12 protein-coding genes are annotated in these 15,107 nt (G+C 57.6%); 5 read left to right on the forward strand and 7 right to left on the reverse strand.

Annotation, left to right across the window (positions count from 1 at the left end):
- Nucleotides 1–35 precede the first annotated feature (35 nt).
- The 3 genes from H6F57_RS08980 to H6F57_RS08990 all read right to left on the reverse strand — a co-directional run bounded on the left by H6F57_RS08980 (nt 36) and on the right by H6F57_RS08990 (nt 6,256).
- Nucleotides 36–323 carry an IS1 family transposase gene (locus H6F57_RS08980; RefSeq protein ID WP_199289540.1) on the reverse strand — a complete coding sequence of 96 codons (288 nt, stop codon included), beginning with the start codon at nt 321–323 and terminating at the stop codon, nt 36–38.
- A 93-nt stretch (nt 324–416) separates the two neighbouring features.
- Nucleotides 417–4,148 carry an EAL domain-containing protein gene (locus H6F57_RS08985; protein WP_190625279.1) on the reverse strand — a complete coding sequence of 1,244 codons (3,732 nt, stop codon included), beginning with the start codon at nt 4,146–4,148 and terminating at the stop codon, nt 417–419.
- Between the two features lie 137 nt (nt 4,149–4,285).
- Entirely contained in the window at nt 4,286–6,256 is a 1,971-nt protein-coding gene (locus tag H6F57_RS08990) for a HAMP domain-containing sensor histidine kinase (RefSeq protein ID WP_190625280.1), read from the reverse strand.
- A gap of 177 nt (nt 6,257–6,433) precedes the next feature.
- Between H6F57_RS08990 and H6F57_RS08995 the strand changes: the two genes are divergently transcribed.
- The 3 genes from H6F57_RS08995 to kaiC all read left to right on the forward strand — a co-directional run bounded on the left by H6F57_RS08995 (nt 6,434) and on the right by kaiC (nt 9,427).
- Nucleotides 6,434–7,315, forward strand: a complete 882-nt coding sequence (locus H6F57_RS08995; protein WP_242024774.1) for a circadian clock protein KaiA — start codon at nt 6,434–6,436, stop codon at nt 7,313–7,315.
- A 72-nt stretch (nt 7,316–7,387) separates the two neighbouring features.
- Nucleotides 7,388–7,702, forward strand: coding sequence for a circadian clock protein KaiB (gene kaiB, locus H6F57_RS09000; RefSeq protein WP_073609295.1), 315 nt, complete (start codon nt 7,388–7,390; stop codon nt 7,700–7,702).
- Between the two features lie 168 nt (nt 7,703–7,870).
- A complete protein-coding gene (kaiC, locus tag H6F57_RS09005) occupies nt 7,871–9,427 on the forward strand; it encodes a circadian clock protein KaiC (protein ID WP_190625281.1) in 1,557 nt (518 codons plus the stop codon).
- On the opposite strand, the gene guaD is transcribed toward kaiC, so the two are convergent.
- The 4 genes from guaD to H6F57_RS09025 form a co-directional block, all read right to left on the reverse strand.
- A complete protein-coding gene (gene guaD / locus H6F57_RS09010; protein ID WP_190625282.1) occupies nt 9,406–10,761 on the reverse strand; it encodes a guanine deaminase in 1,356 nt (451 codons plus the stop codon). The genes kaiC and guaD overlap by 22 nt on opposite strands.
- A gap of 100 nt (nt 10,762–10,861) precedes the next feature.
- Nucleotides 10,862–11,704 (reverse strand): tetratricopeptide repeat protein, encoded by an 843-nt coding sequence (locus tag H6F57_RS09015; protein WP_190625283.1) that lies wholly within the window; start codon nt 11,702–11,704, stop codon nt 10,862–10,864.
- Nucleotides 11,705–11,870: 166 nt separating this feature from the next.
- Nucleotides 11,871–13,346 carry a glycogen synthase GlgA gene (gene glgA / locus H6F57_RS09020; protein ID WP_190625378.1) on the reverse strand — a complete coding sequence of 492 codons (1,476 nt, stop codon included), beginning with the start codon at nt 13,344–13,346 and terminating at the stop codon, nt 11,871–11,873.
- 168 nt (nt 13,347–13,514) lie between these two features.
- Nucleotides 13,515–13,985: a hypothetical protein gene (locus H6F57_RS09025; RefSeq protein WP_190625284.1), complete on the reverse strand. Its 471-nt coding sequence runs from the start codon at nt 13,983–13,985 to the stop codon at nt 13,515–13,517.
- A gap of 299 nt (nt 13,986–14,284) precedes the next feature.
- Between H6F57_RS09025 and H6F57_RS09030 the strand changes: the two genes are divergently transcribed.
- Nucleotides 14,285–14,461 (forward strand): hypothetical protein, encoded by a 177-nt coding sequence (locus tag H6F57_RS09030; protein WP_190625285.1) that lies wholly within the window; start codon nt 14,285–14,287, stop codon nt 14,459–14,461.
- Nucleotides 14,462–14,736: 275 nt separating this feature from the next.
- Entirely contained in the window at nt 14,737–15,105 is a 369-nt protein-coding gene (locus tag H6F57_RS09035) for a hypothetical protein (protein ID WP_190625286.1), read from the forward strand.
- Nucleotides 15,106–15,107: the final 2 nt, after the last annotated feature.

Below are 15,107 nucleotides of genomic sequence, written 5' to 3' on the forward strand. Positions count from 1 at the left end.
TGGGAGGCGTTGGCGTCTGCTCTAACAGGGCTCGGTTAACCGGCTCCAGATGCCGATGTTTTTTTTAGTTCCTCAATCACGGTCGTCGGACTCACCTTCAGCACCCGAGCGGTACCCTGAATGCCGCTGCCATTCATGGCCATATCACTGATTTGACGTTTGACCTCAGGCAAGTAGCCTCGGTAGGTGTAGTCGAGGATGAAAGAGGCCCGCGAACACTCGGGGTTGCGGCAGCGATAGCGCTGCTTGCCTTCATCGCTTTTGCCATTTTTGACGACATCTAGGGTGTGACACGTGGGGCAGTAAATGGGTTCGAGAACCATGAGTGGAGAGCGGGTTCGGGACTCTTCGTATTTTGTCCCAATACACAGGTCTAGAACACTACCGACCCTAGGCCTTATACCCTTTACCCATGCCTACTCCAACCGCCACTTTCGGCCATGGCTGGCCTGTAGGTAGGGCACAGCCTTTGCCGCGGGTTGGGGGTAACCAAACAGGTAACCCTGCATTTCGGTACAGCCCAGTTCGTAGAGGCACAGGGTTTGGTCGGCAGTTTCAACTCCCTCGGCCACCAGACTGAGAGAAAGCCCTTTGGCCATGGCAATGATGGCATTGACCATGGCTTGGTCAACCGGGCTATGGGGCAGATCTTTGACAAAGGCGCGATCGATCTTGATGCCGTCGAGGGGAAACTGCTTCAGGTGGCTGAGGCAGGAGTAGCCGGTGCCAAAGTCATCCATCGAGATTTTGACGCCGAGCTGACGCAGGTCGCGTAGCCGCTCAATCGAGGCGGCCATGTCGGCCATGGCCGACGTTTCAGTAATTTCTAGCTCTAGATAGGTGGGGGGTAGACCGGTTTCGTTGAGCACGGCAGTGACCACATTGACCAGATTGGGGTGCTGGAGCTGGCGGGCCGCCAGGTTGACCGCCAGGTTGACCAGAGGCAGCCCCGCCCGGTGCCAGGCCATTACTTGGGTGCAGGCTGTGCGCAGCACCCACTCGCCAATGGGCACAATCAGCCCATTTTCCTCTGCCAGGGGAATAAATTGGTTCGGAGCTACCAGCCCCAGGGTAGGGTGCTGCCACCGCAGCAGAGCCTCCATCTGCACTACTACCCCAGTGACGACATTCACCTGGGGCTGGTAGTAGAGCACAAATTCGTCGCGGCCTAGGGCGTGGTGTAGATAGGTCTCTAGCTTGAGGCGCTGGGCGGCCTCGGTGCTGAGACTCTGAGTATAGAACTGGTAGTTGTTGCGACCCTGCTGCTTGGCCCGATACATAGCGGCGTCGGCGTTTTGCAGCAGAGTGGTCATATCCTGGCCGTCTTGGGGAAATAGGGCGATGCCAAGGCTGGCAGTGACATGCAGCTCGTGGTTTTGCAGCAGAAAGGGGCTCGTTAGCTGGTCGGCAATGCGCTGGGCCACTTTAGCGGCATCGCTGGCGGTAGTCAGGTTGGGCAAAATTAGCGTAAATTCGTCGCCCCCCCAGCGGGCCACAATATCTTCTGCCCGCAGGGCGACGCTGATCCGCTGGGTTACCTGCTGCAACAGCAGATCGCCGACAGCGTGGCTGAGGGTGTCATTGATGGTTTTGAAGTGATCGAGATCGAGAAAGATGACGGCTAACATCTGCTCGTTCTGGCTGGTGCGAGCGATCGCCTGGGGCAGATGCTGGTCAAAAAAGGCTCGGTTGGGCAGCCCGGTGAGGGCGTCGTGGTAGACCTGATAGCACATCTGAGCTTCGGTCTGCTGACGCTTGAGAGCAGCCCCTAGGCTGGCCGCCACCGTCACCAAAATTGACTCGTCGCTGGCGCTCCACTCCCACTCCTGCTGACAGGCATCAAAGCCAATGTAGCCCCACAGATCAGCATCGATGAAAATAGGCACCATCAAAATCGACAAAATGCCGTCTCTAAGCAACACCTTCTGCTCAGCGGCGGGCATGTGGCGGGTTAGGGCGCAGATCGATTGGCCCTGCTGCAAAAGGGTGAGCCAGCGCTCTAGTCCCAGGGCGCGGTAGCTCTGGTCTTGCCAGTGAGGCTGGTCAATGCCTGGGGCCGTTGTTGGGGTGGTCCACTCGTAGCGCAAGGTCGTGGCCGGTTCCCCAGTGAGCGATTGGGGGTGGTGGGTATAGACATAGGCGCGATCGGCGGTGGCTGCATCCCCCAGGCGGGCCAACACCTGGGGAATGGCCTGGTGCATATCGGTGGTAGTGAGCAGACACTGGCTGGCCTCGGCCACCCCTTGCAGCAGGCGATCGCGGCGCAAAATAGCCGCCTCCCCCCGCTTGCGATCGGTAATATCTTCGACGGTGCCCTCGTAGCCAATCAGCGCGCTGCGATCGTCATAGATCGCCCGCGCCGACTCTGCGATCCAGATGACGGCCCCATCTTTGCGGTAGACCTCAGACTCAAACCCCAACACCGCTCCACCGGCCTGGATCAGCTCAGTAAACTCCTGGCGGCGGCCAGGCTGCACGTAGAGTTGCTGGTTAATATTGGTCAGGGTTTGCATCAAATCCTGGGGCGATTCGTAGCCGTAAAGCCTGGCCAGCATCCGGTTTACGGTTAGATACTGCCCCTCGGGAGTGCTTTGAAACATGCCCTCAACGGCATTTTCAAACATGCTGCGATATTTCAGCTCGGCCTGCTTCAGCGACAGCTCGGCTTGGCGACGCTCCAAAGCCAGGGCCAAGTCAGCGGTCACCACCTGGAGAAGGTCAACATCGGCCTCGGCCCAGGGGTGAGGGGCAAGGCAGTTGCTAAGCCCCATCACCCCTTGAAGCCGGTTTTGCAGGGTCAGGGGCAGCAGCAGGATCGACTTCACATTGCTCGGCGGGCTGCTAAGCAGCTGGCGCTGTAGGTCAGAAAAGTCTGATTCCAGCTGGTTGATAGGCTGCTGCTGTCGCAGCTGGGTGTGCCAATCGCTAAAGAATGGGTCTAAAGGCAGGGTTTGAAACCGGGGGTCGCCAGCCATAGACCCAATACCCGGAGCTGACCACTCTACCCGCTGGCGTAGGAAAAGGGGGCCGCCCTGGCCCCCTTGCAGCTCGTAGTAGTAGACCCGGCTAGCGCCAGCTAGCTCTCCTAAGGCCGCAAAAATCGCCAAAATAGAGGGCTCTTGCCAATCCCACTGCCAGGCCAGCAGCAGGCGCTGAATCTCAGCCAGAGTCGCCAGGGTCTGTTCTCGCCGTTTGAGAGCTTGCTGGGAGGCAAGCTGCGCCGTTACATCCTCGAAGGTGCAAAGCACCCCCATCACGGTGCCGTCGGCATCGCGCATGGGCAGGCGGCTAAAGTCGACCCAGCCCTGGCGACCATCGGGGTAAGTTTGGGGCTCAATGGCCCGGAGATCGGCGACGCCCTCGACCATCACTAGGCGATCGCGAGCAGCTCGGTAGGCGGTTTCCTCTACGTTTAGGTGGGGCAGAGCGGTGTCGGTGCTCCCCACGATATCGGTCGGCGACGACAGCCCCATGGCGGTGGCAAAGGCCTGGTTGCAGCCCAGATAGCGCCCCTGGCTGTCCTTCCAAAACAGGGGCTGAGGAATGCTGTCTAACACCAGCTCTAGTAGATCTTCCCGCGCTTTTAGAGCCTGCTCTACCTGGCGCAGGGCCGCTTCCGACTGTTTCAGCGGGGTGATGTCGGTAATAAATCCCTCAATGCCGTTGACTTGGCCATGGTCATCGACGATGAGCGATCCCTTCTCCCAAACCCATTTCTCCTCGCCGCAGCGGGTGTGGATGCGGTACTTCACCTCATAGGCCTGATCTGAATTGACCGCCTGCTGAATTTTCGCCAATACTCGGGGAAGATCGGCGGCGTGGGTAATAGTGTTGTACGACGTTGGGTAGTCTGGGCTGAGCAGCTCTTCAGGCTGGTAGCCGGTCAGGGCATGACAGCCAGCGCTGAGGTAGCGCATTGACCAGCCAGCATCGCCATCGGCCTGAAACACAATGCCTGGCATCACATCAATCAGCCGCTGAGGGGTCGCTGTGCTTGAAGGCAGCGCCAGAAAAGCGGTTTTCCCATCCTTGTGAGGGTAATTCAGCAGTGCTAGGGCAAGCCAGTAGAGGGCAGGGTTAGAGACAAAAAAGCCGACCGATGGAGGAGAAACTCCGGAGTTAACGCGATGGATCTCGGGGTCGTGCATAGGTCATTGGCTTGGCTTGGCGGTTTTAGTGCCCGTGGCAGTGGTCTCAATATGCCCAAAGTCGCGCTTAGGAATGCTGCTCAACTATACTGCACACGCCAGTTTGGCCACCGCAGGTCAGAATGAATGGCTTTTGCTCAATCGGGGGTCGGGCCGGGCTGGGCGATCGCCCGCATAAGACTTACCACCGCTTGGGCAGGCGGCTGGGTTAGCGCCTCTGGGCAAAACACTAGGGATAACCCCAGGCCCACGGCGTCCTGCTCGGCCAGAGGCATCAGGGCAATCAGGGGCAGGTGGGCCAGGTCTGGATAGCGGGCCAAAGCCTGGAGGTAGGAGGTAGCGATCGGCCCCTCCCCGTCTAAAATGACTGCTTTGGGTTGCCAGACCCGGCTGAGCAGGCTGGCCTGGTGCAGATCGTCTACCTGCAACAGGCGACAGTGGTAGCGCTGTAACCAGGTGTGCACCAGGGGAGGCAACGCGCTGCCTCCCCCCGACGGGCGCAGCAGGAGCATAGTCAGCCCGTCGGGGAGGGGCGGCGACACCGATGGCACCAGGCAAATGTGATCTAGGGTAGACCGCAACGTCTGAGTCAAGGTTTCAAGATATAGCGTCTTTGGCATCGTAGTTTCAGAGGTGGCGGCGATCGCCTCTGAAGATGACCGCAGGGCCACTGCCCCAGGGATCTCTAGGCGCTGCAGCAGAGCCATTTGAGACGCCGGATCAACCGGGGCATCGGCCAGCCCTTCCCAATGAATCAGCGTACAGCGGGGGGCAAGGCGACCTTGCATAGCCGCCAGGGTTTGGCAGCAGGGGGCCACCGCTAGGCGATAGGGGCTGCCCTGCAGACTGCCGTAGACCTGGTCAACTACGGATTGGCTGTCGCTGGCCAGCAGCACTAGCGTGGTTTCGCCCCCATGGGGTGTCCTTAGCTGGGGCAGCAGCAGCGTAATGCGACTACCCCAGCTAGGGGCACTCAGGCCGCTGAGTTCACCACCCTGGAGCTGAGTAAAGCGACGGGCCAGGGCGAGACCTAATCCCTCGAGTGCCTGAGGGGCAGGCTGAGTGAGGCCTGGGGCGACCGTTGTTCCCAAAGGTGGGCCAGGGTCAACGATGAAGGTTGAACTCCATAGGGTGATTCCCAGCCATGGCCCCCAGGACTCAATTGTCACCCCGCCAGGAGTAGCGCCGTAGGCAATTAGGTAGCTTAAGCCATAGTGAAGACTCTGGCGCAAGCGCAGGGGATCGGCCTGCACCCAGCCCTCTGCGATCGCCAGACACACCGTAAAGTCATCGGCCCAAGCGACCGCTGCTCCGCCGCCCTCGGGCTGGGCAGTAACAAAGCTGGGCAGCAGCTCATTGGCCAGGGGCTGGAGATATACGCGCTGAGTGCTCAGACTAAGCTGGCCAGACTCTAGCCGCATCCAGTCGAGCAGCAGGTTAATCAGGCCCGTTAGCTTGCGAATTGCCTGCCGCATCAGGCTGACATAGCGAAACTGGCGATCGCTGAGCAACCCCACCCGGCTGTCGAGCAGCAGGGTCGATAGCCCTAGCAAGGTTGTCATCGGGGTCTTTAAGGCATGGCTGAGCTCCAGCACCCAGGCCTGCTGTCCCAGCCCCAGCGGTGGCGCGGCGCGATCGCCGCTCTCTGAGCCAATCTCCGAGCCGGATTCGGCCAGCCAGGGCATGAGCTTAACGGGGTCGAGCACCCCCAAATACTGACCGGCGGTGCTGGTGCTCACCCAAACAGCAGCGGTCGCTTCCAGGGCCAGGGCTCTAAGCCGGGTGCTGGTGGCGCGATCACCCCACTCACTATCCATTATTTCAACAACGGGTTTTAGCCAAGGTTGGCAGTCGGCTAGCTGTAGGATAGCGGTCTCGCTCAACCCATCTAGCGGCGAAGTGCCCTGGCTGAGCGCCCACAGTCGCCCGACGGCGATCGCCCCCAAGGGCTGATGCTCGTCGTTGACCACAACAATATGGCTAGGGGTTACTCCCCCCAGCTGCCCTAGGTCATAGGCAATTTTGCCCAGGGGAGTCGTCAAACCGTAGGCCGGAATAGGGCTCAAAACGTGGTCGAGGGGCGGCAGCGCCATGGGTTCATCCCCCAAGGGGTTTGCTTCCAGGTTTAGGGGGCAGGCTGTATTCTGACAACCACCCTTTACAATTGACAATATCCTGATATCTCCTAGGCCGGTGTAGTACGTTCTGGCCCAGACGGGTTCTGGCTATTCTGCTTTGAACGTCGTTCCAGGCGTTTTTCCTATCCCGCTTACCCCTGTCGCCCCTTGGTTGCTCCTCTTCAAATTTGTATCCTGACCCACGGTGATCAGGTCAAGCAAGGTCCCGAGTTAAATCTGGATCCTAGCCGCTACGTAGTGCATCAAACAGCTGTGCTCGGTGACGCCCTCGACTGGCTACAGAGTCGCCCAGATCTACCCGATTGCTTGGTGGTCGATGACGAGGTTTGGCGACAGGCTCTGCGTCCGGCGCTGATGCAGCTAGGACTGATGCTGCCGGTGGTGGTGCTAATCGACCTGCCAGACTCCCTCGCTGACTCGTCGCTTGAGACTAACGCAGTACCCATTACCGGAACTGAGCCCTACCCCGGAGCCTTATTGCACCGCGCTGTCGATGCCCTGCCCCAGCTTGACCAGGTGATTCAAAATGCCATTCAAGGTTTTTTACGGCTACCCAATCCCAAGGCTTCGTCGCCAACCGCCGCCGCTAAAGCTAGTGGCCTCTCCAATAGTCTCAGCGCCCAGCAGCATCGCCTGACAGAAAAACTTAAAGCCCGGTTAGGATACCTGGGGGTCTATTACAAACGCAGCCCCAGCTCTTTTTTGCGCCACATGAGCCCCGAAGACCGCGCGGCGTTTTTGGGTCAGCTCAAGACCGACTACCGCACTATTGTTTTGGGCTATTTTGCCAAGAATGCCAAAATCAACCTCAATCAACTGATCGACGACTTTGTTGATCAGGCGTTCATGGCCGATATTTCTGTGGCTCAGATTGTTGAAATTCATATGGAGCTGATGGATCACTTCTCAAAACAGCTCAAGCTAGAGGGGCGCAGTGAAGAGATCTTGCTGGACTACCGCCTCACCCTGATCGACGTCATTGCCCACCTGTGCGAAATGTACCGGCGATCAGTCCCCCGCGAACCCTAGAGCGATCGCGGTCTTTGACCGCAAAAACTCTCGATACAATCATGCTTGTTCCTGCTTAGCCCAGAGGGTTCTATGAGCTCCATCAAAAAGACCTACATCCTTAAGCTTTACGTCGCGGGCAATACCCCCAACTCCATTCGCGCTCTCAAGACCCTCAACAATATTCTCGAAGAAGAGTTTCAGGGCGTCTATGCCCTCAAGGTGATCGACGTGCTGAAAAATCCTCAGCTAGCCGAGGAAGACAAAATCTTGGCGACCCCCACCCTAGCCAAGATTCTGCCACCGCCAGTGCGCAAAATTATTGGCGACCTGTCGGACCGCGAGCGCGTGCTGATTGGCCTCGACCTGCTCTACGATGAGCTGCGCGAAGACGACATTTACGGCTAGCAGCTTCGGCTCCAGTGAGCAAGTCCCCGATGGCTGGCAAGGGACGCCTAACGTCTGGGGACAGCGGGCTTAAATCCGGTAGAGCAGCCGGTTCGGGTATGCTTAATCCTCAAGATTTCCTGTAGTTTATTAAGGGCGGCACGCTGCCCATGACCTTAGCGATCTCCCATGACAGATTCTGACCAAACCGATTTGCAGCCATCCCCCCACCCACCGGGCGTGCGTAAAATTCGCACCCTGATTGAAGGCTTCGATGACATCAGCCACGGGGGCATGCCGGCGGGGCGATCGACCCTGGTAAGCGGCACCTCGGGTACCGGTAAGACGCTGTTTGCGGTGCAGTTTATCTACAACGGCATTACGGAGTTTGACGAGCCGGGGGTGTTTGTCACCTTCGAAGAATCCCCCGAAGACATCATTCAAAACGCCTACAGCTTTGGCTGGGACTTGCAGCGCCTAGTGGACGACGGCAAGCTGTTTATTCTCGACGCCTCCCCCGACCCCGAAGGCCAGGACGTGGTGGGCAACTTTGACCTGTCGGCGCTAATTGAGCGCATTCAGTACGCCATCCGTAAGTACAAGGCGCGGCGGGTCTCCATCGACTCGGTGACAGCGGTGTTTCAGCAGTACGATGCCGCCTCGGTGGTGCGGCGGGAGATCTTTCGCATGGTGGCCCGTCTGAAGCTGATGGGCGTGACTACGGTGATGACCACCGAGCGTCTGGATGAGTACGGGCCGGTAGCCCGCTTTGGCGTGGAGGAGTTTGTCTCAGACAACGTGGTGATTGTGCGCAATGCCCTGGAGGGGGAGCGCCGCCGCCGCACCATGGAGATTCTCAAGCTACGGGGCACCACCCACATGAAGGGGGAGTACCCGTTTACCATTACCAACGGCGGCATCAATATCTTCCCGCTGGGGGCGATGCAGCTGACCCAGCGATCGTCCAACACGCGGGTGTCGTCGGGGGTGCCCACCCTAGACGAAATGTGCGGCGGCGGCTTTTTCAAAGATTCGATCATTCTCGCCACCGGGGCCACCGGCACGGGCAAGACCCTGCTGGTCAGCAAGTTCTTGGTGGATGGCTGCAAGAGCGGCGAGCGGGCGATCTTGTTTGCCTACGAAGAGTCGCGCGCTCAGCTCTCTCGCAACGCCTACTCCTGGGGTGTCGACTTTGAGGCCATGGAGGAGCAGGGGCTGCTGAAAATTATCTGCGCCTACCCCGAGTCGGCGGGTTTAGAAGACCATCTGCAAATCATCAAGACCGAGATTTCGCAGTTCAAGCCGTCGCGGGTGGCGATCGATTCGCTATCGGCCCTCGATCGCGGCGTTAGTAACAACTCCTTCCGGCAGTTTGTGATTGGGGTGACGGGCTTTGCCAAGCAGGAGGAGATCACGGGCTTCTTTACCAACACTACCGAGCAGTTTATGGGGCTGCACTCAATTACTGAGTCCCACATTTCGACCATTACCGACACGATTTTAATGCTGCAGTACGTTGAGGTGCGGGGTGAGCTGTCGCGGGCGATCAACGTGTTTAAAATGCGTGGCTCGTGGCACGATAAGGGCATTCGTGAATACACGATCAACAGCCAGGGGCCAGATATTAAAGACTCCTTCCGCAACCTGGAGCGGATCATCAGCGGCTCGCCTACCCGGATTGCGGTGGATGAGAAGAGTGAGCTATCGCGAATCATCGAGGGGGTTCAGGGCGATTCGGAGCTGTAAGCCAACTCACCGAAGATATAGGTGGCCGTAACGGCGCGATCGCCCCCCATAATCACCAGCGAAAACAGCACATCCGCTAGCTCCTCCAGAGTTCCAGGAATTCCTTTTTCATTACGCAGCGCCAGCAGCGGCGTAGCCTGCGGGTCGAGCACCACAACGTCGGCCTCCTTGCCGAGATCAAAGCTGCCCAGTTTGTCTTCCAGACACAGCGCCCTGGCCCCGCCTAGGGTAGCGAGAAAGAGCGCTTTAAAAGCCGAAAGCTTTTGCCCCCGCAGCTGAGCCACCTTATAGGCTTCGTTGGTGGTTTGCAGCATAGAAAAGCTGGTACCCGCGCCCACGTCGGTACCCAAGCCCACTTTGACCGGGTGCTCGGGGTTTTTGGCCTGCTCGATGCGAAACAGGCCGCTGCCGAGGAACAGGTTAGAGGTGGGGCAGAAGGAAATTGCCGCCTTGGCCTCGGAGAGCCGCTGAAACTCGGCATCGGTGAGCTGCACTCCATGGGCAAACAGCGATCGCTCTCTTACCAACCCGGTCTGGTCGTACACATCTAAATACCCCTGATACTGGGGGAACAGCTCTTTGATCCAGGCCACTTCGCTGACGTTTTCAGATAGGTGGGTATGTAAATAGACATCGGGGAATTCATCTAGTAACTGGGCCGCCAGCTTCAGCTGGGCTTCGCTAGAGGTGCCCGCAAACCGAGGGGTGACGGCGTAAAGCAGCCGCCCCCGGTTATGCCACTTCTCAATCAGCGCCTTCGACTCGTCGTAGGAGGACTGGGCCGTGTCGCTGAGGTAGTCAGGGGCGTTGCAATCCATCATCACCTTGCCGCTGATCATACGCAGGTGGCGAGCCTCAGCGGCCTCAAAAAAGGCATCCACCGATTGGGGAAACACCGCCGCAAACACTAGGGCCGTGGTAGTGCCATTTTTCAACAGCTCATCGAGAAACAACTCGGCCACCGATCGCGCATAGTCGGCATCCGCAAACTTACCCTCAGTTGGAAAGGTGTAGCGATTTAACCACTCCAGCAGCTGCTCGCCGTAGGCGGCCATCATACCCGTTTGAGGATAATGGATGTGGGTATCAATAAAGCCAGAGGTAATCAGCTTGCCAGCGTAATTCTTGACAGGGATATCGCCTAGGGTGGGAGCTATCTCCTCGTAGGAGCCTAGAGCTGCAATGTGACCGTTCTGCACCACTAGCAGCCCATCGGGGATATACCGCATGGCCTGAGCCTCGGGGGCATAAAAGGGATCGTCTACGCAGTCTAATAGCGCCCCCCGCAGGGCCACCGTACCGCCGGTAGCTGGTGTTGCCGGTGTTTGCACCATCGCCTTGACTGTCCTGTAGTTGTTCGCAGGTCACTATAGCACCCCGATCTAAGGCGCTAAGCGTACAGGGTTACTGCCACGGCTAACTATTCTGCGCAGCCTATTGGGCTCCATCTACGAGCTGTTTAAAGCGGGGATGGTGGCGCATAGTGTCGAAATGGGCATCAATCTGCACCATCACCCGATACATGTAGGGGCTAAGGACAAAGGTGCGGTAGAGGTTTTTGAGAGTTTGCTCTAGGTCACCGGCCATGGCATAGGCGCGGGCCTTGCCATACCAGGCGTTGGGGTTGTGGGTCTGGTGATTGAGGGAGATGTCAAAACTCTGAATGGCCTCGCCATAGCGCCCCATTTGAATCAGCACCGTACCTTGCTGGTTCCAAATATAGTGGGCATCGGGCTTTTGGCCCAGGGCCTGGTGCAACACCTGAAGAGCGTCTTCGTAGCGGTGCAGGCCGCAGAGAGCAACTCCCAGGTTATAGCGAGCCCGATGGTCTTGGGGGCTAAGTTTGAGGCTGTGCTCAAAGCTGGCGACGGCATCGCGGTAGCGACGCAGCTGGTTTTGGGCAGTCCCGAGGTTATACCAGGCTTTGTTATCGTCGGAGCTGAGCTTGACGGCCCGCTCTAGATGGGTGACGGCTTCTTCAAAGTGGCTGAGCTTGGCCAGGGCGTGCCCCTTGCCGTGCCAGGCTAGGCCGTAGTCAGGGCAGCAGGCGATCGCCTGGTTAAAGCTTTCGATCGAGGCCTCAAACTGCTTTAGGGCTGCCAGACAAAAACCGTGCAGGGTCCACACCTCGTAGTCGGCGGCGTCAAGAGTGAGCACGGTCTGAAACCGTGACAGGGCCTCGCTATAGCGACCGATGGCATAGAGGGCATCCCCCTGACCCCGGAGCAGCTTCGCGCGAGTGAGTTTAGGCAGGGTGGCGTCGGATCCGGCAGACATTCATTTAACAGACGCCGTTTAGGGCGCTGAGTGGTAGGCCTATCCCCAAGCTTGCCCATTTCCTGAAGGCGATCGCTAAGGTCAGCAGAGCGGCTCTACATCAGCTTTACATCCATCAAGAAACCGTCAATCCAGTGCCGCTTAAAGAAATATTTTGTATCTTGTGCTACTTATGGCGCACATACTCATACAGGTCAATGTAAGCCTGCCCCGGATGATTCCAGGAAAAGTCGTAGGCCATGCCCTGCTGAGCAATTTGCTTGAAAATCGTGGGTTCCTGGTTCCAAACGTCAAAGGCGCGGTTCATCGCCGACTCAAGACCCACCGTGTCATTTTGAAAGAAGACAAAGCCGTTGCGCTCTTCCTGCCCGTGTAGGGTGTCGTAGTCCCAGTCAAACACAGTGTTCACCAAACCGCCCACGCCACGCACAATGGGCACGGCACCGTACCGTAGGCCAATCATCTGGGTGAGGCCGCAGGGCTCAAAGTTGCTGGGTACCACAATCATGTCGGCCCCGGCATAAATCAGGTGTGCCAATTCCTCGTTAAAGCTCAGTTCGAGGTGCACGTCGGGGTTGTCGTTGAGAAAGAGTTTTTCGTGCCAGAACCAGTCGTTGATGCTCTTTTCAGTGGCCGAGCCCAGCAGCACAAACTGCGCCCCTCGCTCCAGGGCGTAGTACATAGCGTGGTGAACGAGATGGACGCCCTTTTGATCGTCCAGACGGCCAATAAAGGCCACCAGGGGTTTGTCGCTCTGGCCCAGCAGTAGGCGATCGCGCAGTTCCTTTTTATTTAGCACCTTATCTTCGAAGGTCGTCAGGCCGTAGTGATGGGGAATGTAGCGATCGCTCTTCGGATTCCACACCTCTGGGTCAATACCGTTGAGGATGCCCGAGAACTTGTGCTGATTGGTGTGCAGAGTGTGCCCTAGGCCAAAGCCCTGATCGGTGTGCTGGGCCTCCCACGCGTGGTAGGGCGACACCGTGTTGACGTGGTTGGCGTAGGTAATGCCCCCCTTCATCAAGTTGATGGCAAAAGGGTTAAAGTCGTCGCGCAGTCGGTAGGGCTGAAAGTAATACTCTGGCCGGTTGAGGCCGGTTGCCGCCAAAATTTCGCCGCCGCCAAAGCCCTGATGCTTGAAATTGTGAATGGTGTACAGCGTGCGCTGAAACTCCATACCGTTGTACTTGTAGATCTCAAACAGCATCACCGGAATCAGCCCGGTCTGCCAATCGTGGCAGTGAATCACATCGGGGCGCTTGTTGCTGCGCAGCAAAAACTCCATTGCCGCCTTGCTAAAGAAGGCAAACCGCATAGGGTCATCATCGCAGCCGTAGTAGCAGCCCCGGTTAAAGAACATTTCCCACGACTTGGGCTCAATAAAAAAGCACAGCCGACCGTGCACCCAGCCGCACAGCACATCACAGCGAATGTCGGTACCAAACCAGGGCACCACCAGATCGCTGTAAGCTTCGTGCAGCCCCCAGATGTGGTCGTACCGCATGCAGTCGTACTTAGGCAGAATGATCTCGACGCAGTGGCCTCGGTTTTCTAGCTCACGGCTGAGGCCGTAAACTACGTCGCCCAGTCCCCCAGCTTTAATAACTGGGGCACATTCCGAAGCAATCTGCACGATATACATAGGGCCTTCCCCGTCATAAAACTTCATTTTTATTGCCCCTATTCAACCAGGATGTTGGGGCATAGGCAAGCGTCTGGGGAGAGATGCCAGGTAGGGTAATGGAGTAGGTGAGGGGATGGGGGAGATAGGAATGAAGGAGATAGCTTTACTGCCTCCATTACCCATCACTCATCCATCTTCCCCTTCCGACTTCATCTGCTGTAAAGCCTGCCAGCGGATTTCTAATTCTTCGCGTTCCTGCTTCAGGCTGCGCTCTAGCTCTTGAATTTCGTCGCGGCGGGCGGCGGTTTCGAGGGCGCGGCGATCGACCTCCTGGCTTTTGAGGGTTAGCGACTGCCGCCACCGTTCGGCCCGCTCAATTTCTTGCTCTAAAGCTTCAGGAGTGACCCCATAGGCCAGATAGTGCTCGACTAAGCCCAGCACCCAGGGAGTAGCGTCTTGCACCGCAACGATCTGATTCAAATTGTCAAGGTCAACCAGCACCAGATTTCCTTCCTGAAAGGCCAGGAGACGGGTGGTTTCGACAATCCGTTCTGAGAGCAGTAGCGTCCAGGTCGATTCAGAGGTCTGTTCGGCCAGCAGCAGCAGTTCTGCACCGCCCAGGAATGCCTTTTTTTGAACCTTTGCCAGGTATTGCATTAGCTGTCGACTCTATACCCCTATGGCACGAGTATACCCGGTGAGCTATTGATTTCAGAGTATTGTCGCGACGGGGCCAGCCGGCGACGGCTTATCGCTATCCGTGAAAATACGGGGGTATGACTTTTCGGACGTGCAACTTTAGGTCAATAGCTAAGTCATCCCGCCGATGTGGCTGCTATAGTCGCTTATTAAAATCGAGGTACTATACAAAGCGTTATAGTTTACGGGGGTAACACTTAATTTGTGTTATACACTCCCCAGCACAGCCACGGTTCGACCAATCAGAGTGCGTTACCATGTCAAACCTTGAGCAGACCATCGAACGAATGTTTGCGGCCCGTCGCCTAACTCGTAACGACCAACAGCAGTTGATGGCCATGTTTTCTCAGCGTGATCTAAGCCCCAATGATGCTGCCTTGATCGATCGGGTTTATGAAGCGCTCAGCCAGGGCAGACTGCGGGTCGTCGACTGACTTTCTAGCGATTGGGGCATTAGCGAGACCTGATTCTTCTGGACTCAGGTCTCGCTAATGCCAGCTAGCCTACAATTGGCGCTGATACAGAAGGCCTTATAAATTCTGCCTTAGCCCTCTCGGCGAGTAAGCCGTTAAACCCCAAGTTCTCTCAGTTTAGAGAGGGCTTAGTGACGCATTGGAATTGGCGAAGCGGCCAAAGCTGCTGCTGAATTGAGATTGGGCCAGGGCCAGATTCGGGGTAAGATCTCCACGACGTTAACTACTGTAAAGTCATGTCAGACACGCCGGATGCTTCCCCTGAGAAGCCCAAGAAAAAAATTATTACCGTGGGAGTGAAAGAAGACGGCGGCGGTGGCGGTGAGGAACGCCCTAGGGGTAAGGGTAAGCGCGAGGGCGGCGGCGGTAGAGGTCGCGATCGCGACGATCGCGATCGCAAGCCCTCGGTCCCACCCGCTCTCATGCGCGGCCCCAAACCCAAGCCTAAGGTTGAGGCTGTCGAGGAGCCCGAAGCAGCGCCAGAAGAAACGGTAGCAGATGACGTTGCGGCAGACACTGTTGCCGCTGCTGAAGGTGATGCTGCTGAAACTACGGCAGATAGCCCCGCCGCCGCTGAAACCGACACTGAAGTATCACCGGCCTAATT

Origin of the sequence: Leptolyngbya sp. FACHB-60 (genome assembly GCF_014695775.1) — a bacterium.
Classification (GTDB): Bacteria; Cyanobacteriota; Cyanobacteriia; order Phormidesmidales; family Phormidesmidaceae; genus Nodosilinea.